Source organism: uncultured Brachyspira sp. (genome assembly GCF_944388875.1).
GTDB lineage: Bacteria > Spirochaetota > Brachyspiria > Brachyspirales > Brachyspiraceae > Brachyspira.
The window spans coordinates 80772-103848 of record NZ_CALXKQ010000007.1 but is presented as its reverse complement, the minus strand read 5'-3'; the positions used below and the strand labels follow the sequence as shown (position 1 = coordinate 103848).

Here is a 23077-nt window from a genome sequence, read left to right as displayed (position 1 = left end):
TATGAAAGAGAGGAAGGATTCAAACAAGGTATGGAAAGAGGTATAGAAAAAGGAAGGCAGGAAGGTATAGAAAAAGGAAGACAGGAAGGTATAGAAAAAGGAAAAAAAGATGAGCAAATTGCAATAGCTAGAGAAATGAAGAAAGAAAATATGAGTTTAGAACTTATAAGCAGATTTACAGGATTAAGTGTAGAAGAAATAGAAAATCTATAATAAGAAATTTTTAATTTAATTCCACACCATTTATCTTTTTAATTTAATTAGTTATTTTTATACAAGTTTTTCTTTTTAGTAAAAAATAGTTATAGCATTGCCCACCCAAGCGTTTTTTAAATTTATAGTCAACTAACTGCAACTTTGATTAGTTTGTGATTATGAATGAATTGGTATTATAAAAATTTTGTTTATGTATAAAGCATGGTTTACCGTGCGTAGTAAAAAGTAATTATTGTATATGAAAAACTAATGTTAGATATTTTTTTATATGTTAAAGTACTTTTGTATTCATTTAATCCAGTATTTTCTTGATTAGTAATAGCAGATTAATTTATTTTTCTTGTTACAGTTGTTACTTCATATTTTACTTCGTAAACTTTTGGAGCTATTTTAATGTATATAAAAGCCGTTTTAGAACTACCAATAGTAGCTACAATACCTGTTTTAGTTATAGTACTATTAATGCATACCACTTATTAGTGATTAATGTTCCAAAATTTTTATTTTGTGTTATTGAGTTTCCTCATACAAATAACAATATATCTGCAATTATTTTAAACAAAATTAATTTATTTTATTATCTCAGCCTTACTAAAATTATATATTCCAAACACATCATAAATAACATTAGTAAGTTTAGGACTTTGCATAACAGTACCAGAATAATAGAATATTGGTATTATTGCCATATCATTCATAGCAATACCTTCTGCCTTATGCATATACATGCTTCTATCAGTATCACTTTCTGCAAAATCAGCATCATTTAAAGACTTATCAAAATCGGGATTGCTATATTTTCCTTCATTAAGGACATAACCTGTTTTTACTAAAGATAAAAAAGACATAGGGTTATTGTATCCTCCTATCCAGCCTTGTCTTGCCATATCAAAATTACCTTCTCTTCTTGTTTGCAGAAGTACAGCCCACTCTTCCTGTCTTATAATCATATCAATATTCAAAACTTCTTTAAGCATTACCTGTATGCTCTCTGCAACTGTTATATGGAATCCAGGATTGGTTATAAATTCAAATACAGGAAATCCCTCTCCATTAGGATAACCAGCTTCGCTCAATAATCTTTTTGCTTCTTCTATATTTTTTTGATAGTCTTCACTTTTTGTAGAAAAATATCCTTCTATTTCATTTCTAAAATCATTGCTGCCATAAACATCTTTAACATTATAAGGGACTATAGCAGCTGCTGGTATTTCTCCTGCTTTCATTATATTTTTCACTATATATTCTCTATCTATTGCAAGGGAAATAGCTTTTCTTACTCTAGTATCATTGAAAGGAGATTTAGTATGATTAACTTCATAGAAATAAAGTGATATGTAAGGTACTACTCTCGCTATACCTTCATCAATTAATCTTTCTCTGTCATTAGGAGGAGTTATATTATAAAAATATATATCTTCATTAAGAACAGCAGCCATAGCAGTATTAACATCTTCTATAAACTCAAAATTAATTATATCAGGCTTAATTTCTTTATAATTCCAATAATCAGTATTTTTTCGTACTACCAGCCTTGAATTATGATCCCATCGCACAATCTGAAAAGCACCGTTTCCTATCATAGTTTCAGTATTCAAAGTCCATCGATCTTCATTATTGCTAACTACATCCTCACGCAAAGGAGTGTATGCAGTGTGTGCTGCCATTTCCAAAAAATAGGGAACAGGATATTCCAATTCAACATATAAAGTTTTATCATCTAATGCTTTAACTCCTAATGTATTTTTATCCTTATTTCCTATCATAATATCATGAGCATTCTTTATAACATCTAAAAATATAGAATATGAAGATCCATTTTTAGGATCTACAATTCTTCTCCAAGCATAAACAAAATCATTTGCTGTAACAGGCACACCATCACACCATTTGGCATTGCTTCTTATATTAAAAATATATATTGTATTATTATTTGAAGATACCCAGCTTTCAGCAGCACCAGGTATTATGTTTCCATTTTCATCTTTTATTGTTAAATTTTCAAATAAATGAGTTGTATATATCATAGCGTCTATAGCCGAGTTTTTTGTAGGATCTATAGTCTGAGGTTCAGGTCCTACAGAAACTGTTATTTCATTTAGTATGTCTTTAGGTTCATGACTGCATGATATTAAAAAAATTAATAGAAGTAATAAAATTAATATATTCTTATTCATAAACTTCCCTAAAAAATTATTATATTATATAAAGTATCGAAAAAAAATATTTTTATATAATTAAAATATTTCTCATGTAGCTATAGATGTTGTGTTTTCATTACTATAATATTTGTACATTGTAATATGTCCTAGATAGAAAATCAATCTATGCTTATTGTGTAAAATGTGTATATTAGACTTATTTCAAATATTTTATATGTGTATAAATCTTTATTTTTATATATAAATATTCAGTATTTTTCCTGCCGATATCAAAGGTACTTTGTATGCTCTTTTGTGTCAATCTGTAGGACTTCCTTCAGTCATAAAAGAAGTGGGGTGTAGCGGCACGACTGTGTTCTTTGCAGGGCTAGTTCCAACAATTAATAAATGGAATTAGTTTTGAAACAATCCTATTATTATCAATAAAATAAAAGGCTAGTATCAAATACAATACCAGCCTTCAAAATTCAAAACTAATAATTAATTAAATCAGTTCAATGCTTTCAATTCTTCAACTTCTTTAGCAAAAAGTTTTAAAGCACTTTCCACTACTTCAGGTTTAGTCATATCTACGCCAGCAACTTTTAAATTCTCTATAGGAGTTCTGCTTCCCCCACTTTTTAAGAATTTCAAATAATTATCTCTGTTTGTATAATCATTTTTAGCATTTCCTTCAAGCACTCCGTTAGATAAAGCAACAGCAGCTGACATACCAGTAGCATATTTATAAACATAAAATGAGCGGTAAAAATGCGGTATTCTCAAAGCCTCTAAATCACTAACTTCTTCAAATACGGCATTATCTCCGAAATATTTTTTTAATAAATCTTTATAAACTGTCCTTATAAGCTCTAATGTTGTAGGGTTGCCTTCCTCTGCTTCTTTGTGAATAATATGCTCAAACTCTGCAAACATAGTCTGTCTGAATACCGTAGCAACAAATCCGTTTATATCTTTATTTAGTAAAAATGCCTTAACTTCTTTTTTGCTTTCATTTTGCATTAAATAGTGAAATAAAAGTTTTTCATTGAATGTAGATGCAACTTCAGCTTCAAATATACTGTAATCATGATGCTGAAAAGGATTATTTTTTCTGCTGTAATAACTATGCATACTATGTCCAGCTTCATGTGCCAATGTAAATACTGATTCAATGCTTTCATCTCTAAAGTTCATTAATATATAAGGCTCTGATACATAACATCCTGAAGAGAAAGCACCGCTTGATTTTCCTTTGTTTTCGTATCTGTCAACCCATCTTGAATTAAGTCCGTTTATAAGAGTAGATACATATTCTTCTCCTAAAGGAGATAATGCTTTATTTAAAACTTCTATTGCTTCAGTAAATGTATGTTTTATTATTACATTATTAACAACGGGAGCATATTTATCATATTGCCTGAAATCGCTTATTCCTAATTTTTTGGCACAATACTCATAATAGCTATGAACTGAAGGCAATGCATTATGCACACTTTCAATTAAGCTGTCATAAACACTCACGGGTATATCATCGCCGAATAATTCCATTTCACGTACACTGTTATAATTTCTTATTTTGGCATCAAATATATCCTGCTTAATTTGACTTGCATAAAGTTCTGCCAAAGTATTTTTATGTTTATCGTACTCTTTATAAAATTGATTATAGCTGTTTTTTCTTATCTCTCTGTTCTGACTTTCCTGAAAACTAGAAAATGTGGCATGTGTTAATGGTGTTTTTTCTCCGTTATGCTCCAATTCTCCAAAGTCTAAATCTGCATCATTTAAAGTATCAAATACATTTGAAGCTGTTGATGATAGTTCGCTTTGTAATGCTAATATTCTCTCTTCTTTTTCTGATAATGTATGAGGCTTGTACTTGAGTATTTTATTTAAATAAATTAAATAATCTTTTAATACTTCATCTTTCAAAAAACTGTTAATCTTTTCATCATCAATACTCATTAATTCAGGTTCAAAATAACTCAAATTAGCTGAAAATTCTGAAGAAAGTTTAGTAAATCTGGCTACTTTTATATTTGAATCATTATTAGTTAAATCTTCAGTTTGTTTTAAGAATGCATAAGTTCCTAATTTATCTAAAGTTATTGATGCTTTCATTATAGAATCTAATATGTTTTTTAATTCATTAGCTGATTTTGATAAGCTGCCTTTAAACTTTACAGCCTCTTTTGAAAACTCTTCCATAGATTTAAAATCTTTTTCAAACTCTTCATCATTTTTGTATAATAAACTTAAATCCCAAGTATAATCTATTTTAACATCTTTTCTTTCTATTAGCTTATTTTCACTCATATATGTTAACTCCTTAATAATAATTTTAGAAAATATAATTATTTTAATTATAACATAATATCAGATTTTACAAAATAAAAAATAATTATATAATTAAAGAGTGTAAAATATTTATTGTTGGAATATTATTTTGAAACGCTTTATTCTTTTTGATGAACAAACAATTGAAGAACAAATTTTTGAATTAAATGAAATTATAGAAAATAATAATTTATGCAAATTAAGTAATGAATTAGAAAAAATATTGTATTGTGAGTTAAAAGCTGGAAACAAAATAAGAGAAATTTCAGTTGGAGGTTTTTCAGATGAAGAGCATTTGTTTATTTTTTTAAATGCTCCATTTATTTCAAAAGCAATAACATATAATAATTTAAAATATATAGAAGTTAATGATACTCATTATTGGAAGGCAGAATATACTGATTTAAAAAATAAGCATACTGTAGCTTGTTATTTTTAAGAATTTAAGGAGATTAAAAAATGGGAAATTTTAATTTAAATGATATAGAACAAGTAATGACTTTTTATTTGATATTTAATTTTGTAATATTTGCATGTTTAATATACATTATAATATCTTTGATTTTAAGAATATTCTTAAAAAAGAATAAAAAAAATGATAAAGAAAATAAGGATAATAAAAAAAATAAATCTTCAAAAAATAAAAGAAAAAAGAAAGATATAATAGATTTATTTTGGACAGAAGAGAAGGACAGTAAAGGAAGAACTATTTTTAAAAGGGCTTTTTTAATAGTTCTTATTATATTTACATCATATTATATATTTAACTCTTATAATTTTATAATGGCTAATATTGATATTGTTAAAAAAGTTTTAAAAATAGAATAGCTATTATATATTTTTTGTTTTTATGGTATAATTTCATAATATTTATAAGGAGTTATTTATACATGACTAATAGAGTTTATTCAGAAGATGAAATTAGATTTACTATAGTTCAGACTACAGATGTTCATAGCATGATATTTCCTTATAATTTTATAAAAGCTGAAGAAGAAAATACATCAATGGCTCATGTTTATACTTATGTAAAAAAACTTAGAGATGAAGGAAAAACTGTTTTATTATTAGATGACGGAGATTTTCTGCAGGGACAGCCTGCAGTTTATTATTATAATTTTGTTGCAACTAATGAAACTCATATATGGTCTGAAGTTTTAAATTATATGAACTATGATGCTGTAGCTTTGGGCAATCATGATATAGAGGCTGGGCATGATGTATATGATAAAATAAAAAAAGAGATAAAAGCTCCATTATTGGCTGCAAATTTAATAGATGAAAAAACAAAAAAGCCGTACTTTGAACCTTATACTGTAATAGAAAAAAATGGTATAAGAATAGCTATACTTGTTTTGATAGAACCAGCAATAGAAAGACAGCTTCCTAAAATACTGTATGAAGGTTTGGAAACTGAAGATATGATAGAATCGGCTAGGAAATGGATTAAAGTTATAAAAGATAAAGAAGAGCCTGATATAATTATAGGTCTTTTTCATTCAGGGGCTAATCATACGGAGGATAAAGAAAAGTATAAAAATGAGAATGCAAGTCAATTAGTTGCTGAAGAGGTGGACGGATTTGATTTAATATTGGTTGGACATGATCATCAAGGATGGATAGGGCTTGGCTATGATGAGGCTTCAAATAAAAAAATAAAAAATGTTAAAAATCCAAGCGGTAAAATAGTTCCTATATATGGAGGAGTTAATTCCGCAAGATATATAGCTTCTATTGAAGTTAATATGATTTATAATAAAGAAAAAAAGGTTTGGGATATAAAATTTGAGGGAACATTGCTTGATCCTTCTTTATTTGAGGCAGACAAAGATTTTTTAAATAAATTCTCTGATTCAAGAAGTAAGATAGAAAAATGGGTTGGCAGAGATATAGGTTATTTGAATACAAAACTTACATCAGATGATGCTATATTCGGGGATAGTTATTTTTTAAGTTTTATACATGAGCTTCAATTTGATATATCAAAAAAGGAACTTGGAGAGGATATAGATATTTCACTTGCTGCACCTTTAAGCAAGGATGCTGTTTTAAATAATGGAGTAATAAAAGTAAGAGATATGTTTAATCTTTATCCTTATGAAAACTTCTTTTATATAATGATTCTTACAGGCAGACAGATAAAGGACTTTATGGAATATTCCTACGGCAGATGGTTCAATACTATGAAAGATATAAATGATCATCTTATATACTTCAAAAAAGACAGCAGAGGAGAGTTAATATTTAATAACAGATATAATTCTTATGATACATTAACTCCTATATATAATTATGAGAGTGCTGCAGGATTAAATTACACGGTAGATGTTACAAAGCCTTATGGAAGTAAAGTATATATAGAATCATTAAGCGACGGAAGAAATTTTGAATTGGATAAAGAATATAAAATAGGTACTAATTCATATAGGGGAAGCGGCGGCGGCGGACATCTTACTCAAGGTGTAGGTATAGATTTAAAAACATTACAAAACATGGATTTAGTACTAAAATCTACAGATAAGGATTTTAGATACTATATTATTAATTGGTTTGAAGAGCAAAAGAGTGCTGTTACAGTTGAAAAACTTAATAATTGGAAAGCGGTGCCTGAAGATTATATTCAGGCTGGAAGAAAAACCGACTATCCATTATTATATCCGAAAATTTAATAATTAATATTTATTATGCATTAGATTTTTTATGTATAAAATATACTATAAATGCAAAAGTCAAATATGCAGCAGAAGTTATCACAGCGGTAATAAAGTTATCCCAAGTTGAACCTACTGCCAAAACAGTATTAAGTATTGGAACTATTAAAAGTCCCGTTACAGACATTAAAGAAAAACCTAATGAGAATTCTGTTAATGCTGGACTCTTGTATTCTGGATCGCATATTTTTAAAAGAGTCATTCCTGTTATTAATACACCAGTTAAAGTACCCCATGATATTATTGCTCTTTCAAAAGCATAGTCATTTTTAAATAGCATATTATTAAATATAAACACTATTAAATATGTTGCTATAAAACCAATTATACACATAACTATTATAGGAGCTATATAATGTATAACAGCTTTTATTGGAAGACTTGTTATTGCTGATACTATGGCAAAATCGCTTAATGTTCCTATTATTTTAGCCTTTACTTTTGCATCTACCATCCATGATAAGTTCAATTTTTTTATAATCATATTTAAAGCAAACATTATTATCATAGAATAAGTCCATACTGGAAGAACATCCAAGCCAGCTATTCCTATTTTTTTTATAAAATTTAAAACTATATAAGCTAAACCGCATACAGCAAATATAATTGCCAAATGAAAAGTTATAGTCTCTATTGAACTGCTTAAAAAAGTTTCTCTTCCCAAACTTGCCTGCTTGCTTATATCATTGTTATAACCAACTTCCATGCTTCTGTCTATTTTATTTATATTTGAATTATCATCGCTGACATTTTCTATTTTTTTTATGACATTAGTTTTATTTGTTCTTACGGCTATATTTATAAATATAATACCGAATATCATTCCTCCTACAAGTCCTATTGTAGCAGTAGTTAAAGCAACGCCCTGTGCTATTTCCCATTGAGCTATTCCGAAACCTTCAAGCAATTTTCCAGTAGCAGCAGCAAGCCCGTGTCCTCCAGCAAAACCAGCTGAAAGCTCATAACCGAATGTTCTATACATGTCCATTTCTGGACTTATTTTTGTGAATAATAAATTAACAGCATATCCTATAGCTGACTGAGCCATACTCGCACATTGGAATATACCGAAAGCTATTAATACTTTAGTCGGATATAAAGATTTAATGGTTTTAGTTTCATTTAAAAACATACCTAAAGGAATGGCTGCAAATATAGGAACAGATAAAATACCGGGTAAAAGAGAATAAGTTTTTATATATTCCTCTGATATTGATATGCTTGATAATCTGCCTAAAATTTCAGGCGATATTAAAAGCCCTACAAATCCTCCTATAACGGATGCTGGTAAATATAATGATTGAAATAATTTTACTTTAGCCCTTAAAAATACTCCTATCAAAAGTAAAGCAGAGAGTAATGATAATGACTGCAGTAATTCAGTAAATAATTGTGATGTCATTTAGAAATCTCCTGTTTTTATTTTTTTATCAATTTTGTTGCTTTTATCTTTTATAATATCTTCTCTTTCTTCTATCTTTATAGTATCTCCATAAAATTTTGGCGGACGGTTTAATAATATATCCATAAACATTAATGCCCTTGCTCCCAATTCTCTAGGAAACTGTCTTATTCTATAAAGCTTTCTTACATTATGAGCATTATATGCTATTGCATTTATTTTTTTTTGTCTTGCTATTAACACCGCTCTTTCATTATGAAAAGGCTGAGAAACTATAGTAAAATTACTAAGCTCAAAAACTTTATTTGCTCTGATTATTGAATCCCTTGTTCTAAACCCAGCAAAATCTAAAAATATATGTTTTTTATTTACTCCTAATTTTATTAAATCTAAACGCATTTGTCTAGGTTCATTGTAAGATCTGTATCTGTTATCTCCGCTTACTAATATAAACTTTACTTTCCCGCTTTTGTAAAGTTCATAAGCGGCATCCATTCTAAATTTAAAATACATATTAATCTGACCATTATAAAGATATTTGCTTGTACCTAATACTAGAGCAACATCATTATAGGGTATATTATCTACAGATGAATATATATATCTCTTTGAATATATAGAAACAGACATATATGAAATTATTATTAATATTAAAAATATTGAAATAATTTCGGGCATTAATATAAATGCACATATAAATAGAAATATAATATAGTTAAAAAATTTATAGAAGATATTTTTATTTTTTATCTTCTTACTAGTTATTTCATAATAATATTTAATTTGAAATATTTTCTTATTGTATATATTTTTTAATATATTCATAAATCCTACATTTGTATTGTAGAGATAGTATACTAAAATAATTTATATTGTCAATTAAAAGTTAAGAAAAAATTCATTTTAAGTATTGCAATATTATGTAAAAATATTATAATATCAGCAAATTTAAAAGGAGAATGATTATGTCGTACACTGAAAGCACAGGTATGCAGTCCGTATTTGATGATTCAAATATTGTTTATGCCAATAATAATTCTAATCAATTTAATTTTTCAGCAATAAATAATATTAATATTCTCATCCTCCTATCTATTCTTGTCAATATCCTGTTATAATTTAATCTAATATATCAGTAAAACTACATTTATAACTACAATAGAAATTTTAATTATTAGTTTCTATAAGTAGAAATATTAAAAATAATAAATTAAGAGAAAGGTTATAAAATTAATTTTTAAGGAGTTAGTAATGAAGTTGAATGGTTCTGAAATAATAATGGAAGTTTTAATAGAACAAAATATAGATACTGTATTCGGTTATCCTGGCGGAGCTGCTTTATTTATATACGATGCTATTTATAAATATAGAGATAAAATAAAACATATAATGCCTGTTGATGAGGTTGGAGCATGCCATGCTGCTGACGGTTATGCAAGAGCTAGCGGAAAAGTTGGAGTTGTAATTGCTACAAGCGGACCTGGAGCAACTAATTTAGTAACACCTTTGGCTACAGCATATATGGACAGTGTACCTTTAATTGCAATAACTGCAAATGTACCTGAAAGTTTAATAGGTAAAGATTCATTTCAGGAAGTTTTTATTGCTGGTATAACAATGCCTATAACAAAACATAATTTTGTAGTTAGAAATATAAATGATTTAGCTGATACATTAAGAAAGGCTTTTGTAATAGCTAATACTGGAAGAAAAGGTCCTGTATTAATAGATATACCTAAAAATTTTACTTTCACAGAAACAGAATTTACATCGAGAGAAAAATTTGGGCCTAAAAAAATAGAAATAACTTCTGAAGATGAAAAAACAATAGAGGAAGTAGCAAAATTGATAAACGAATCTAAAAGACCAATCATATATTTTGGAGGAGGAGCAAAAGATTCCAGTGATAAATTAAGAGATTTTATGATTAATTCTAATATACCATCCGTTCATACTTTGATGGGTGCTGGGGTATTAGGTTATAATGAAAAATTAAATATAGGTTTGGTTGGAATGCATGGATCTGTTACAGCAAATAAAGTAATGAATGAGGCAGATTTGATATTAGCTGTTGGAACAAGATTTAGCGACAGAGTTGCTTTGAATACTTCAAAATTTGGAGGTGCTGCCAAGAAAGTTCATATAGATATTGACAGAAGCGAGATTAATAAAAATGTTAATGTTGATTACAGTATAATTGGGGATTTGAATGATGTATTGGATAGATTTAATAAATTGGTAAAAAGAGTAGATGATGATGAATGGGTGAAATATTTATCAGACTTAAGAGCAAAAGAGATGAAAGAGGATTCTGATAGAAATACAAATAAAGATGGAATTTATCCAAGTAAAGTTATGAATATAATAGGCGATAAAACAAAAGATGAGGCTATTTATGTTACAGATGTAGGTCAGCATCAGATGTGGGCTGTTCAGTATATACGTCATACCAAGCCTAGAAGTTTTATAACAAGCGGCGGATTAGGAACGATGGGGTTTGGATATGGGGCTGCTTTAGGATGTAAGGTAGCTAAGCCAGATAGAAAGGTAATACATATAACAGGGGATGGGTCTTTCTATATGAATTTAAATGAGGTAGCTACAGCAGTAGAATATGATTTGCCTGTAATAACAATTATATTAAATAACAGCACATTAGGTATGGTAAGACAATGGCAGACTATATTTTATGAATCTAGATATTCAAGTACGGATATAAATAAAAAGATGGATTATGTAAAAGTTGCTGAAGGATTTGGTGCTAAAGGTTTTCATTGTGAAACTATAAAAGAATTTGAGAATGCTTTTGAAGAGGCTTTAAAATGCAAATGTCCTGTATGGATAGAATGTATAATAGATAAAGATTTAAGAGTTTTGCCTATGATTCCAGCAGGCGGAACTATAGATGATATAATAGTAGATTAATAATTGTAGGAGTAAAAAATGAATAACAAACAAAGAAGAGTTTTGGTTTTATTTGTAGATAATAATGCTGGAGTATTAAATAGAATAACTTTACTGTTTAGTCAGAAAGGCTTTAATATAGAAACTATAACATGTTCTGTAACCTGTGTTCCAAGCATATCAAGAATGACTATAGTTACAGAGGGAGATGATACTCATATAACACAGGTAATAAAACAGACTTCTAAACTCATAGAGGTTCATTCTGTACATTTGATAAATCACTCAAACAGTATAATAAGAGATTTGCTTTTAGTAAAAATTGAAATCAATGATAAAAACAGACGTAAAGCATGCGATATAACAAATGCACATAATGGAGTTATATTAGATATTGGAAATAGAAGCATGATAGTTGAAATCACAGCTTCTGCATCTATAATAGACGGTTATTTGGATGCTTTAAAAGATTTTAATATTTTAGAGCTTTCAAGGACTGGAGTAACATCTATACAGCTTGGAGATGATGTTCCTAATATGAATATAATCAATAATTTTGAATATTAATATAAAATAAATAAAAAAAGGAGAAATTAAAATGATAAAAAAATATTATGATGCTGATTGTAATCTAGGAGTACTAGACGGTAAGACTATAGCTATAATGGGATACGGCAGTCAGGGACATGCCCATGCACAGAATTTAAAAGACAGCGGAATGAACGTTATAGTTGGACTTAGAAAAGATAGTGCTAACTGCAAAAAAGCAGAAGAAGCAGGATTTAAAGTAATGGAAGTAGAAGAAGCTGCTAAAGCTGCTGATATAGTAATGATGTTAGTACCAGATGAGGTAGCTGCTGATATATATAATAGTCAGGTTGCTCCTTACATGAAAGAAGGAAATGTATTAATGTTTGCACATGGATTTAATATTCATTTCCATTTTGTAGTTCCTGCTGAGAATATAGATGTTATAATGGTTGCTCCAAAAGGACCTGGACATACTGTAAGAAGTCAGTATTTGGAAGGAAGAGGAGTTCCTAGCTTGATAGCAGTTTATCAGGATAAAAGCGGAAGAGCAAAAGATTATGCTTTAGCTTATGCTTCTGGAATAGGTGCTGGACGTGCTGGTATATTAGAAACTACATTCAGAGAAGAAACAGAAACTGATTTATTTGGTGAACAAGCTGTATTATGCGGCGGCGTTACAGAATTAATGAAAGCAGGTTTTGACACTTTAGTAGAAGCTGGATATGAACCAGAAATGGCTTATTTTGAATGTATACATGAAATGAAACTTATTGTTGATTTAATATATTCTGGTGGTTTTGCTATGATGAGATATTCTATTTCAAACACTGCTGAATACGGCGATTACAGAACTGGAAGAAGAATGATAACTGAAGAAACTAGAAAAGAAATGAAAAAAGTATTGAGAGAAATACAAGACGGTACTTTTGCAAGCGAGTTTATTCAGGAGTTTAGTGCAGGACGTAAAGCTAAATTTAATGCTACAAAAAGATTAGAAAGAGAGCATAAATTAGAAAAAGTCGGTGCAGAATTAAGAAAAATGATGAGTTGGATTAAAAAATAATAATATATATTATAATCCAAAGCATCTTTAGTTAAATGATGTTTTTATATTTATAAGGGTTTTAACAATGAGAAAGATTAAGATTTTTGATACTACTTTAAGAGATGGAGAACAATCTCCTGGTTGTACTATGAATTTGGCTGAGAAATTAGAAATGGCAGCTGAATTAGATAAATTAGGCGTTGATGTTATAGAAGCTGGATTTGCTATATGTTCAGATGATGACTTTAATGCTATAAGAGAAGTAAGTAAAGTTGTAGAAAATGCTAAATTAGCTAGTTTAGCAAGATGCAACAAAAAGGATATAGACAGAGCTTATGATGCACTTGCTGAGGCTAAACACCCAATGCTTCATACTTTTATAGCTACAAGCGATATACATTTAAAGCATAAATTAGAGATGACCAGAGAGCAGGTATTAGAAACAATAAAAGAATCTGTTTCTTATGCTAAAACAAAATTTGATTTTATAGAGTTTTCTGCTGAAGATGCTTCAAGAAGCGACAAAGAGTTTTTAGCTAAAGCATATTCTACTGCAATAGAAAATGGAGCTACTACAATTAATGTTCCAGATACTGTAGGATATACTACTCCTGTTGAAATGGCTGAGCTTATTAAGTATTTAAAAGAGAATGTTAAAGGTATTGATAATGTTGATATATCAGTTCATTGCCATGATGATTTAGGACTTGGAACAGCAAATTCTTTATCTGCAGTCTTGGCTGGTGCTACTCAGGTAGAATGTACTATTAATGGTATAGGAGAACGTGCTGGTAATACTAGTTTGGAAGAAGTTGTTATGGGCATTAAAACTAGAAAAGATTTTTATAATGCTTATACTGATGTTAATACAAAACGCATTTATAAAATTTCAAAATTATTATCTACTATATCAGGTATGGTAGTTGCTCCTAATAAGGCTATAGTAGGAGCTAATGCTTTTGCCCATGAGGCAGGCATACATCAGCATGGAGTGTTAAAAGAACGCTCTACTTATGAGATTATGAATGTTGAAGATATAGGTATTCCTCAAAATAAAATGGTATTGGGCAAACATTCTGGAAAACATGCTTTCAAAGACAGAATTGAATCTTTAGGTTATGATATAGATGATAAGGCTTTGGAAGAGGCATTTGTTAAGTTTAAAAACTTAGCAGATAAGAAAAAAATAGTTACTGATACCGATATTGAAGCACTATTAATAGGAAATACAAGTGTAGAAAATCCTATGTATACTTTGAAGAGTTTTATGGTTAATGACAGTGATTCTATATCTTCTTTTGCTTCAGTATCTATACTTGATAACAAAGAGAATATTGTTGAGGGAATAGGTAAAGGAAACGGACCTATAGATGCGGCATTCGGAGCTATTGATACAGTTACATCTAATAGGGCTAAATTGGTTAATTATAGTATTAATGCTATTACAGAAGGAGAGGATGCTTTGGGAGAGGTTATTGTCAGATTATCTTCTGATGATAAAACTGTGATTGGCAGAGCTGTCAGTACAGATATTATTGAAGCAAGTTTAATGGCTTATATTAACGGCTTGAATAAATTATAATTATATATTTTTTTCCGCATGATTATTGAGTAATCAATTTTTATGCGGAATTTTAATATTATTTAAAATAATGTGGGGATATTATGAGTATAGATGAAAATAATGAGCTTGATGATGATATAATATTAGAAGAAAAAAATTTGGAAGATTTAATAGAAAATACTAAAAAATACCCTAATAAATCTGAAAGCTGGTCTGAGTTGGCTGAATTTTATTTTTATGAGCTTAATGATTATGAGAAAGCTATAGAAAATTTTAATAAGTCTATAGAACTTGATTCCAATAATATATATAATTATACCAAGCTTATAAATATTTATAAAGCAATAGAAGATTATGATAATATTTTAAAAACTATAAAGCAGCTTATAGATATTGATCCTAACAATGAATATAATCATTTAATGCTATTTGAATACTATGATAGCAGGAATGATTATGATAATGCTATAAAGGCAATTAATAAAGTTATAGAAGTGAGTCCTGAAGAATATAATTATTTAAAATTGGCTGCATATTATGATAAAATAGGGAGAATAGATGAGGCAATAGAAACTATAAATAAAATTATAGAATTGGGTATTGCTGTAAATGACGGAGTTAATTACTTTATGCTTGGAAAATATTATATGAAAAAAGGCGATAATAATACTGCCCAAATAAATTTCAATAAAGCTATGGAATTAGATCCTGATTATAAGGATTATTTAGAAAATCATAATCTTGATGAAGAAACTGAAGATGAATATATTGTTTAAAATTTGGTTTCATATTATAATAAAATTTTTAATATTTTAAAGTACAAATTAGAAGAATTAAAAAATTAATTTAAGGATACGAATATGACTATTACTCAGAAAATTTTAGCAGCACATGCAGGTGTTGATAAGGTTGAAGCAGGCGAGCTTATTATGGTTAAAACTGATTTGGTTTTAGGAAATGATATAACAAGTCCTGTTGCTATAAATGAATTTGAAAAATATGGTTTTGATAAGGTATTTGACAAAGAAAAAATAGCTTTGGTTATGGATCACTTTGCTCCTAACAAAGATATAAAAGCTGCAGAGCAATGTAAACAATGCAGAGATTTTGCAAATAAATATGATATTTCAAACTACTATGATGTAGGCGATATGGGAGTAGAGCATGCTCTTTTACCAGAGAAAGGATTAGTTGCTCCCGGTGAAGTTATAATAGGTGCTGATTCTCATACTTGTACTTATGGGGCTTTCGGGGCTTTTTCTACTGGAGTAGGAAGCACAGATATGGCTGCTGCTATGGCTACAGGTCAGGTTTGGTTTAAAGTACCTTCTGCTATTAAATTTAATCTTAAAGGTAAATTAAAACCAAATGTATCTGGTAAGGATGTTATCCTTCATATTATAGGTATGATAGGTGTTGACGGAGCTTTATATAAATCTATGGAGTTCAGAGGAGAAGGTGTTTCATCCCTTACTATGGACGATAGGGCTTGTATTGCTAATATGGCTATTGAGGCAGGTGCTAAAAACGGAATATTTGAAGTTGATAATCAAACTATAGAATATTTAAAAGATATAGTAAAAAGAGATTATACTATTTTTAAAGCTGATGATGATGCGGTATATGAAAAAGAATATGATATTGATTTATCCTCAATAGAGCCTACAGTAGCATGTCCGCATTTACCAGAAAATACAAAAGATGCTAAAGAATTAAAAGATATAAAAGTTGATCAAGTGGTTATTGGTTCTTGTACTAATGGAAGATTATCTGATATGGCAACTGCAGCCAACATTTTAAAAGGAAAGAAAATAGCTAAGAATGTAAGATGCATAATTATACCAGCTACTCAGAAAGTTTATAAAGAATGCATCAAATTAGGCTATATGGATATATTTATTGATGCAGGCTGTGCAGTATCTACTCCTACATGCGGACCTTGTTTGGGCGGATATATGGGTATACTTGCCCATGATGAGGTTTCTGTTACTACAACTAACAGAAACTTTGTTGGAAGAATGGGAGATAAAACTTCTAAAGTATATTTAGCTAGTCCTGCTACTGCGGCATACAGTGCTTTAACAGGGTATATAACAGAGCCTAAATAATAATTATAACAAATGATTATAATAAAATAGGAGAGATTAATTAAATGAAAGCTAGAGGTTTCGTTCATAAATATGGAAATAATGTTGATACTGATGTTATTATTCCAGCTAGATATTTAAATACTGCAAATCATAAAGAATTGGCAGCTCATTGTATGGAAGATATTGATAAAGATTTTGTAAGCAAGGTAAAAGCAGGCGATATAATGGTAGGAGGAGAGAATTTTGGATGCGGTTCATCAAGAGAACATGCTCCTATTGCCATTAAAGAATCTGGTATATCATGCGTTATAGCTTCTTCTTTTGCTAGAATATTTTATAGAAACTCTATTAATATAGGACTTGCCATACTTGAATGCGAAGAGGCAAGCAAAAAAATAGAAAATGGAGATGAAGTTGAAGTTGATTTTGACAGCGGAGTTATAACAAATATTACTAAAAATGAAAGCTATAAAGCAGAGCCTTTTCCAGAGTTTATAAAAAATATAATTAACTCTAATGGGCTTTTGAACTCTATAAAAAATAATAAGGGATAATTATTATGGAAAAAAATATTGTTGTTATTAAAGGTGATGGAGTAGGTCCTGAAGTAGTTGGTAAAGCTATTGATGTTCTTAATAGAATAGCAGAAAAATATTCTCATAAATTTAATCTTGAGTATGTAGATATGGGAGGATGTTCCATAGATAAATATGGCGTTCCTCTTACGGATGAAAATTTAGAAAAATGTATTAAGTCTGATTCCGTTCTTTTAGGTTCTGTAGGAGGTCCTAAATGGGATAAAGTTGCTCCTGAAAACAGACCTGAGAGAGGACTATTAAAACTACGCAAAGAAATGAAGCTTTATGCCAATATAAGACCTACTAAAATATTAAAATCATTGGAATATGCTTCTCCTCTTAAAGAAGCTATATGTAAAGATATGATTGATTTCATTATGGTTAGGGAGCTTACAGGAGGAGTTTATTTCGGAGAACATAAATTTGAAACTGTTAATGGTGTAAGACAGGCTACTGATCTTATGCTGTATACAGAAACTGAGATAAGAAGAATAGGAAAAGTTGCTTTTGATTTGGCTAGAAAACTTAAAAAACCTTTAACTTCTGTTGATAAGGCTAATGTTCTTCATACTTCTAAGTTATGGCGTGAAATTATGAATGATTTGGCAAAAGAATACAGCGATGTTAAATATAATGATATGTATGTTGATAATGCTGCTATGCAGATAGCTGCTAATCCCTCTCAATTTGGGGTTATAGTTACAGAAAACATGTTTGGAGATATACTTTCTGATGAGGCTAGTGTTATAAGCGGTTCTATAGGTATGGCTCCTTCTGCAAGTTTATCTGACGGAACTGTTGGAATGTATGAGCCTATACATGGTTCGGCACCTGATATTGCAGGAAATGATTTAGCCAATCCTATAGGAACTATACTTTCGCTTGCTATGATGTTCAGATATTCTTTTGATATGAATGATGAAGCAGAAGATGTAGAAAATGCTGTTTATAAGGCTATTGATGAAGGTTATAGAACTCTTGATATAATGCCTAAACATAATATGATGTCTTATTTGTATAAACAAGTAAGATGTTCTGAAATGGGAGATATAATAGTATCTAACATATAATTCTTTTTATATATTGAATTACTGCAGTAATTGTGAATTTATACTTTATTTCATAATTACTGCTTTAATAATTTTGTAATTATACTTGACAATCGATTGATAATGTACATAATAGATATTATATGAATTAAAATATTTGAGGGCTTGCAGAAGTGGAATACAGTGATAAAGAACTTATTTTGGAACTTCAGGAAGATAATAAATTACTTTCATCCAAGATAGATGTTTATAAAGAAGAAATAAATGAATTAAAAAATAAGTTGGAATATGCCAAAAAATTTTTTACTTTATATGAAAGTATTATGGAACATTCTAGGAATGAAACAAAAGAACTGACTGCCAAAGTTAAGGAATTAGAAGACGAAATAAAAAGATTAAAGAATGAATAATATTTTTTGTCCATCCAAAAATGATAATAAAAAAATATACATAGCTGTACTTACTAAGGGAACAGATATTGAAGCTAAAGATGTAACTTTAGAATATAGAAGAAAAAAAGAAGATGAGTTTTTTAAATATATTAACATTGATATAAATAAGTCCATTTTTATGCATCAGATTCATCAAGTAAATATAGTTAAGATAGATGAAAATAACATTAATATGTATGGCGGAAGAGAAAAAGTTGTTGAAAATACAGATGCTTTAATAACAAATCTTAAAAACGTACCTTTAGTTGTACAGACTGCTGATTGTGCTCCTGTTATTGTATATTGTGATAAGACAAAATCAATTGGGGCTATTCATTCCAGCTGGAAAGGTACGCGTGATAAGATAGTGCCTAAAACGATTGAGTTAATGATAAAAGAATATAATGCGGATCCCTCAAAAATGTATGTTTATATTGCTCCTTATATAGCTTTAAAAAATTATGAAGTTGGGGAAGAGGTTGCTGTTCATTTTAATAATAAAACTATGATTAATGATAGATGGCATTTTGATAATGGTTTGGAAATAAGAGATCAAATAATCAATTTAGGTGTTTTAGAAGATAATATAGAAATTTCTTCACTTAATACTTATGATAAAGAGTTTTATTCATATAGGCGTGATGGAGTTCAGATAGGAAGAATGCTTACTCTTGGTGTTATAGTTTGACATTAATTATTGAAATTATTCTATTTTTTCATTTTTATTATTTATACTTAATACTAATCGTGCGGTAACTTAATCATTTAATCTAATAAAATCTTAGATACTTTTTCTTAATTATTAGAAAAATAAATCAAACTTTATTTATTATTTAGGTATTAAAGAAAGTAGGGTGGGGTTTTGACAATTATATTTTTAGTATTATAATATTTTAAAAAATTATAATAAAAGGTTATTGTATATGTACGAAATGAAAACTGTAGTAGGAACAAGCCAAATAGATAAAGACGGACTTTTAAAAGCTTCATCTATATTTGATATGATGCAGGATTGTTCTTTTTTTCAATTGGATTCTGATATAGAGCTTACAAAGTATTTTAATGAAAATAATATAAGCATGTTTTTAGTATCAAGACAAGTAGATATATATAAACTTCCAAAATACAGCGATAAAGTTACTGTACGTACTTATGTATATGAATGTAATGAGGCTTACGGATATAGAAATACTGTTATATATGATGAAAATGACAATGAGCTTGTTATTTGTTATGCTATTGGAGGATTTGTAGATTTGTCAAGCGGGGCTTTGATTAGAGTTCCTTCATCATTTATAGAAAATTATAAATTTGATAAAAAACAAGAAATGAATTATCTTCCTAGAAAAATAAGAGTTGATAATAGTTTATTAAAAGAAATAGACAGATTTAAAGTAAAAAAATATTGTATAGATGATAATAATCATGTTAATAATGCAAGATACATAGATATGGCTATAGATTATGCTGATGATTGTTATAGAAGAATAAGAATAGAGTACAGAGTGCCTGCTGCATTAAATGATATTATTGTTGTAAAAAAATCTATGATTGATGATAAAGTTTTATTAAAGTTTGATAGTGAAGATAATAAAACTTATGCTATATTAGAGTTTTCTTATAGTCTATAATTGATTTTACTTTATCACTGTAAATTGATTATTATTTGTATTAATAAAAAATAAAAATATATAAAGGAATAAAAATTATGAAAATTGCTATAGGCTGTGATCATTCAGCTATTGAATTAAAAAAAGAGATAATAAAATATTTAGAAGAATTGGGACATAATGTTACTGATTTTGGTACGCATACCACAGAAAGCGTTGATTATCCAATATATGGAAAAAAAGTTGCTGATGCTATTGTAAGCAAAGAATGCGAATGCGGTGTTTTAATATGCGGAACCGGTATAGGCATTTCACTTGCTGCTAATAAAGTCAAAGGCATAAGGGCAGCGGTTTGCAGTGAGCCTTATTCTGCTAAGCTTTCTAAACAGCATAATAATTCTAATATAATAGCTTTCGGTGCTAGAGTAGTAGGCGTTGATTTGGCTAAGATGATTGTAAAAGAATGGCTTGATGCTGAATATGAAGGCGGAAGGCATGCTAGAAGAGTTGACTTGCTTACAAAAATAGAGAACGGTGAGGAAATTTAATTTTATAAATCATTATTGATTGATAAAAAACAAAGGGTTTTAGTTAATTAAAAAACTAAAGCCCTTTATTATTTTTTATTTATTGTATTCTTCTATTAAATTATTAAAGAAACCTCTTTCTAAATCAATAGGTTTTATTCTGCTTGTGTGATTAAATTTACTAGCATCAGTTTTGTAATTATAATAATGCTTTTCTTCGTTCTCATCTGACAGATCATACTTAGAAGAAAATTTATCCAAATAAAAATCATTATTTTCTATTATATATAATAATATATACCGTCATCATTGATTGCTTCTATTGTAATGTAATTTCCTGATGAAGCAATATCATAAATTTGTGAGTAATAATCATTTTGTATTGGATAAAAGCCTGTTATAAACTGTGCTTTATTTTCATCGTTTTTATCTCTTTTCCATATGGTTACATAATTAAAATATTTATCGTTTACTTCAAAATCATGTACATATTTTTCCATTGATATAAGATTTTCTACATATTCTTCATTTAATATACGACTTTGTATTAAAATATATTTTTCATTATTGTTTGTAAATTCGTTTTGTGAGGCAGGTGAATAAATATAGCTAGTATCTGCATATTTAAAAGTTTGAGATATTTTATTTAATATTTTTATCATCAAATCTTCATTATTATTTCCAGTGATAACAGTATTAATTAAATTTGTAGGACTCAAAACAGGAAAATTTTCCATCAATACAAAAGATATATGACGATCATAAGTATGAATACTTTCTAATTCTTCTGTATCTTGAAAGCAGTGAATAGTAATATCAGCATTGTTCTCTTTTAAATAATCCATAATATCATACTTTTCATAATAGACACTATACATTAAAGGAGTTCCAACATAACCATCACTCATTCTGTTTATGGAATTAATATCAGCACCAAGTTTTAAAAATAATATTACTAAATCCAAATTATCATTTAAAATGGATTCAAATAATAAGTCGCTTTGTAATTTATAATCTATATCAGAAAAATAATAACCTGCAGATTCTAACTTTTTAATCAATTTTGATATTAAATTATAATTATTATTTTTTAAGTCAATTTTATTATATACTGTTTCATAATCAAAATTAACTCCGCTATCTAATAAATAATCTATAATCTCATCAGTATGATTATAATTTAGTATTTCAGTATCATCTAAACTAATACCATGTTCAACAAGCCATTTTACTAAATCATTATAAGTATAATTTTTATAATCAAGTTCCTGCATTAGAGTAAATATACTATTTCCATTTTCATCTTTGCTATTTATACCTTCCAAAAGTAAATCTTTAATATTCTGCATTTTTTGTTTTTCTTCTTCTCTTCTTTCTTTTTTGGAATTATCTGATATTCCATAATTTGCCAATTCTGCATCAATAGTTTTGTATAATATCTCATCAATTTCTTCTTCTGTATATGGTTTGATAGGATATATATTTTTAAATTCTATTTTTTTCTTTCTTTCTGGAGTTGTTTGCTGACTTATAATTTGATTTGTGTTTTGATGGGGATTGTTAGTGATTGTTATGTTTGTATTGTTATTAGATTTGTTATTACAGCTTATTAAAATGCTTAAAGCTGCCATTAATATAATTTTTTTCATAAACTTTCCTTTTAACTTTCTTTGTATTGTATAAAAAATATTTTAGGCATTATACTAATATATTTTTTAATTGTCAATTTTTATGTTGTTATTTAGACAATCTCATGCATTACGGACTTTGTTTATTCACATCTAGGCTGATTAACTTATATTAAATTTATAACTTTGTCTATTAGTACTTGTTTACCTAATTAGGGTATATATAGCGGATTGATAATTTTTTATGTGAATTTATAATTAATAAAATTAAAGTTATTTAGGAGTATAAAATTATAGAATTTGAAATAAT

Annotated in this window: 19 protein-coding genes and 2 pseudogenes; 16 read left to right on the top strand and 5 right to left on the bottom strand. The window is 28.4% G+C overall.

Annotation, left to right across the window (positions count from 1 at the left end; translation table 11 throughout):
* Window positions 1–213: pseudogene (locus Q0J69_RS06675) on the top strand (ATPase); the annotation flags it as partial.
* 572 nt (window positions 214–785) lie between these two features.
* Here Q0J69_RS06675 and Q0J69_RS06670 read toward each other — a convergent pair.
* Window positions 786–2393: a peptide ABC transporter substrate-binding protein gene (locus Q0J69_RS06670; protein ID WP_297205304.1), complete on the bottom strand. Its 1608-nt coding sequence runs from the start codon at window positions 2391–2393 to the stop codon at window positions 786–788.
* Window positions 2394–2867: 474 nt separating this feature from the next.
* Window positions 2868–4676 carry an oligoendopeptidase F gene (pepF, locus tag Q0J69_RS06665; protein WP_297205303.1) on the bottom strand — a complete coding sequence of 603 codons (1809 nt, stop codon included), beginning with the start codon at window positions 4674–4676 and terminating at the stop codon, window positions 2868–2870.
* A 130-nt stretch (window positions 4677–4806) separates the two neighbouring features.
* On the opposite strand from pepF, the gene Q0J69_RS06660 reads away from it, so the two are divergent.
* The 3 genes from Q0J69_RS06660 (at window position 4807) to Q0J69_RS06650 (ending at window position 7366) form a co-directional block, all read left to right on the top strand.
* Window positions 4807–5136 carry a hypothetical protein gene (locus Q0J69_RS06660; RefSeq protein ID WP_297205302.1) on the top strand — a complete coding sequence of 110 codons (330 nt, stop codon included), beginning with the start codon at window positions 4807–4809 and terminating at the stop codon, window positions 5134–5136.
* Window positions 5137–5156: 20 nt separating this feature from the next.
* Window positions 5157–5525, top strand: a complete 369-nt coding sequence (locus tag Q0J69_RS06655) for a hypothetical protein (RefSeq protein ID WP_297205301.1) — start codon at window positions 5157–5159, stop codon at window positions 5523–5525.
* Between the two features lie 62 nt (window positions 5526–5587).
* A complete protein-coding gene (locus tag Q0J69_RS06650) occupies window positions 5588–7366 on the top strand; it encodes a bifunctional metallophosphatase/5'-nucleotidase (protein WP_297205300.1) in 1779 nt (592 codons plus the stop codon).
* A 13-nt stretch (window positions 7367–7379) separates the two neighbouring features.
* Here Q0J69_RS06650 and Q0J69_RS06645 read toward each other — a convergent pair whose 3' ends face one another.
* On the bottom strand, window positions 7380–8810 hold the full coding sequence (locus Q0J69_RS06645; RefSeq protein WP_297205299.1) for a sodium:glutamate symporter: 1431 nt from the start codon (window positions 8808–8810) through the stop codon (window positions 7380–7382).
* Window positions 8811–9635, bottom strand: a complete 825-nt coding sequence (locus Q0J69_RS06640) for an ElyC/SanA/YdcF family protein (RefSeq protein WP_297205297.1) — start codon at window positions 9633–9635, stop codon at window positions 8811–8813. It abuts the gene before it with no gap.
* A 426-nt stretch (window positions 9636–10061) separates the two neighbouring features.
* Here Q0J69_RS06640 and ilvB point away from each other — a divergent pair, with 426 nt between their 5' ends.
* The 12 genes from ilvB (at window position 10062) to rpiB (ending at window position 21160) form a co-directional block, all read left to right on the top strand.
* Window positions 10062–11735, top strand: coding sequence for a biosynthetic-type acetolactate synthase large subunit (ilvB, locus tag Q0J69_RS06635; RefSeq protein WP_297205296.1), 1674 nt, complete (start codon window positions 10062–10064; stop codon window positions 11733–11735).
* Between the two features lie 18 nt (window positions 11736–11753).
* Complete coding sequence (ilvN, locus tag Q0J69_RS06630; RefSeq protein ID WP_297205295.1) at window positions 11754–12281, top strand: acetolactate synthase small subunit; 528 nt, start codon at window positions 11754–11756, stop codon at window positions 12279–12281.
* 31 nt (window positions 12282–12312) lie between these two features.
* On the top strand, window positions 12313–13308 hold the full coding sequence (gene ilvC / locus Q0J69_RS06625) for a ketol-acid reductoisomerase (RefSeq protein ID WP_297205294.1): 996 nt from the start codon (window positions 12313–12315) through the stop codon (window positions 13306–13308).
* A gap of 67 nt (window positions 13309–13375) precedes the next feature.
* Window positions 13376–14872 carry a 2-isopropylmalate synthase gene (locus Q0J69_RS06620; protein ID WP_297205292.1) on the top strand — a complete coding sequence of 499 codons (1497 nt, stop codon included), beginning with the start codon at window positions 13376–13378 and terminating at the stop codon, window positions 14870–14872.
* Window positions 14873–14955: 83 nt separating this feature from the next.
* Window positions 14956–15630 carry a tetratricopeptide repeat protein gene (locus Q0J69_RS06615; RefSeq protein WP_297205290.1) on the top strand — a complete coding sequence of 225 codons (675 nt, stop codon included), beginning with the start codon at window positions 14956–14958 and terminating at the stop codon, window positions 15628–15630.
* A gap of 84 nt (window positions 15631–15714) precedes the next feature.
* Window positions 15715–16962 carry a 3-isopropylmalate dehydratase large subunit gene (gene leuC / locus Q0J69_RS06610; RefSeq protein ID WP_297205288.1) on the top strand — a complete coding sequence of 416 codons (1248 nt, stop codon included), beginning with the start codon at window positions 15715–15717 and terminating at the stop codon, window positions 16960–16962.
* 44 nt (window positions 16963–17006) lie between these two features.
* A complete protein-coding gene (leuD, locus tag Q0J69_RS06605; protein ID WP_297205286.1) occupies window positions 17007–17498 on the top strand; it encodes a 3-isopropylmalate dehydratase small subunit in 492 nt (163 codons plus the stop codon).
* Between the two features lie 5 nt (window positions 17499–17503).
* Complete coding sequence (leuB, locus tag Q0J69_RS06600; protein ID WP_297205283.1) at window positions 17504–18592, top strand: 3-isopropylmalate dehydrogenase; 1089 nt, start codon at window positions 17504–17506, stop codon at window positions 18590–18592.
* Window positions 18593–18744: 152 nt separating this feature from the next.
* Window positions 18745–18981 carry a hypothetical protein gene (locus Q0J69_RS06595; protein WP_297205282.1) on the top strand — a complete coding sequence of 79 codons (237 nt, stop codon included), beginning with the start codon at window positions 18745–18747 and terminating at the stop codon, window positions 18979–18981.
* Window positions 18974–19690 (top strand): polyphenol oxidase family protein, encoded by a 717-nt coding sequence (locus tag Q0J69_RS06590; RefSeq protein WP_297205281.1) that lies wholly within the window; start codon window positions 18974–18976, stop codon window positions 19688–19690. The genes Q0J69_RS06595 and Q0J69_RS06590 overlap by 8 nt, the downstream gene beginning before the upstream one ends.
* Before the next feature lie 235 nt (window positions 19691–19925).
* Window positions 19926–20633 (top strand): acyl-ACP thioesterase domain-containing protein, encoded by a 708-nt coding sequence (locus Q0J69_RS06585; protein WP_297205279.1) that lies wholly within the window; start codon window positions 19926–19928, stop codon window positions 20631–20633.
* Window positions 20634–20710: 77 nt separating this feature from the next.
* A complete protein-coding gene (rpiB, locus tag Q0J69_RS06580; RefSeq protein WP_297205278.1) occupies window positions 20711–21160 on the top strand; it encodes a ribose 5-phosphate isomerase B in 450 nt (149 codons plus the stop codon).
* Between the two features lie 75 nt (window positions 21161–21235).
* Here the strand turns inward: rpiB and Q0J69_RS06575 are convergent.
* Window positions 21236–22788 (bottom strand): annotated as a pseudogene (locus Q0J69_RS06575) (ankyrin repeat domain-containing protein).
* Window positions 22789–23077 lie beyond the last annotated feature (289 nt).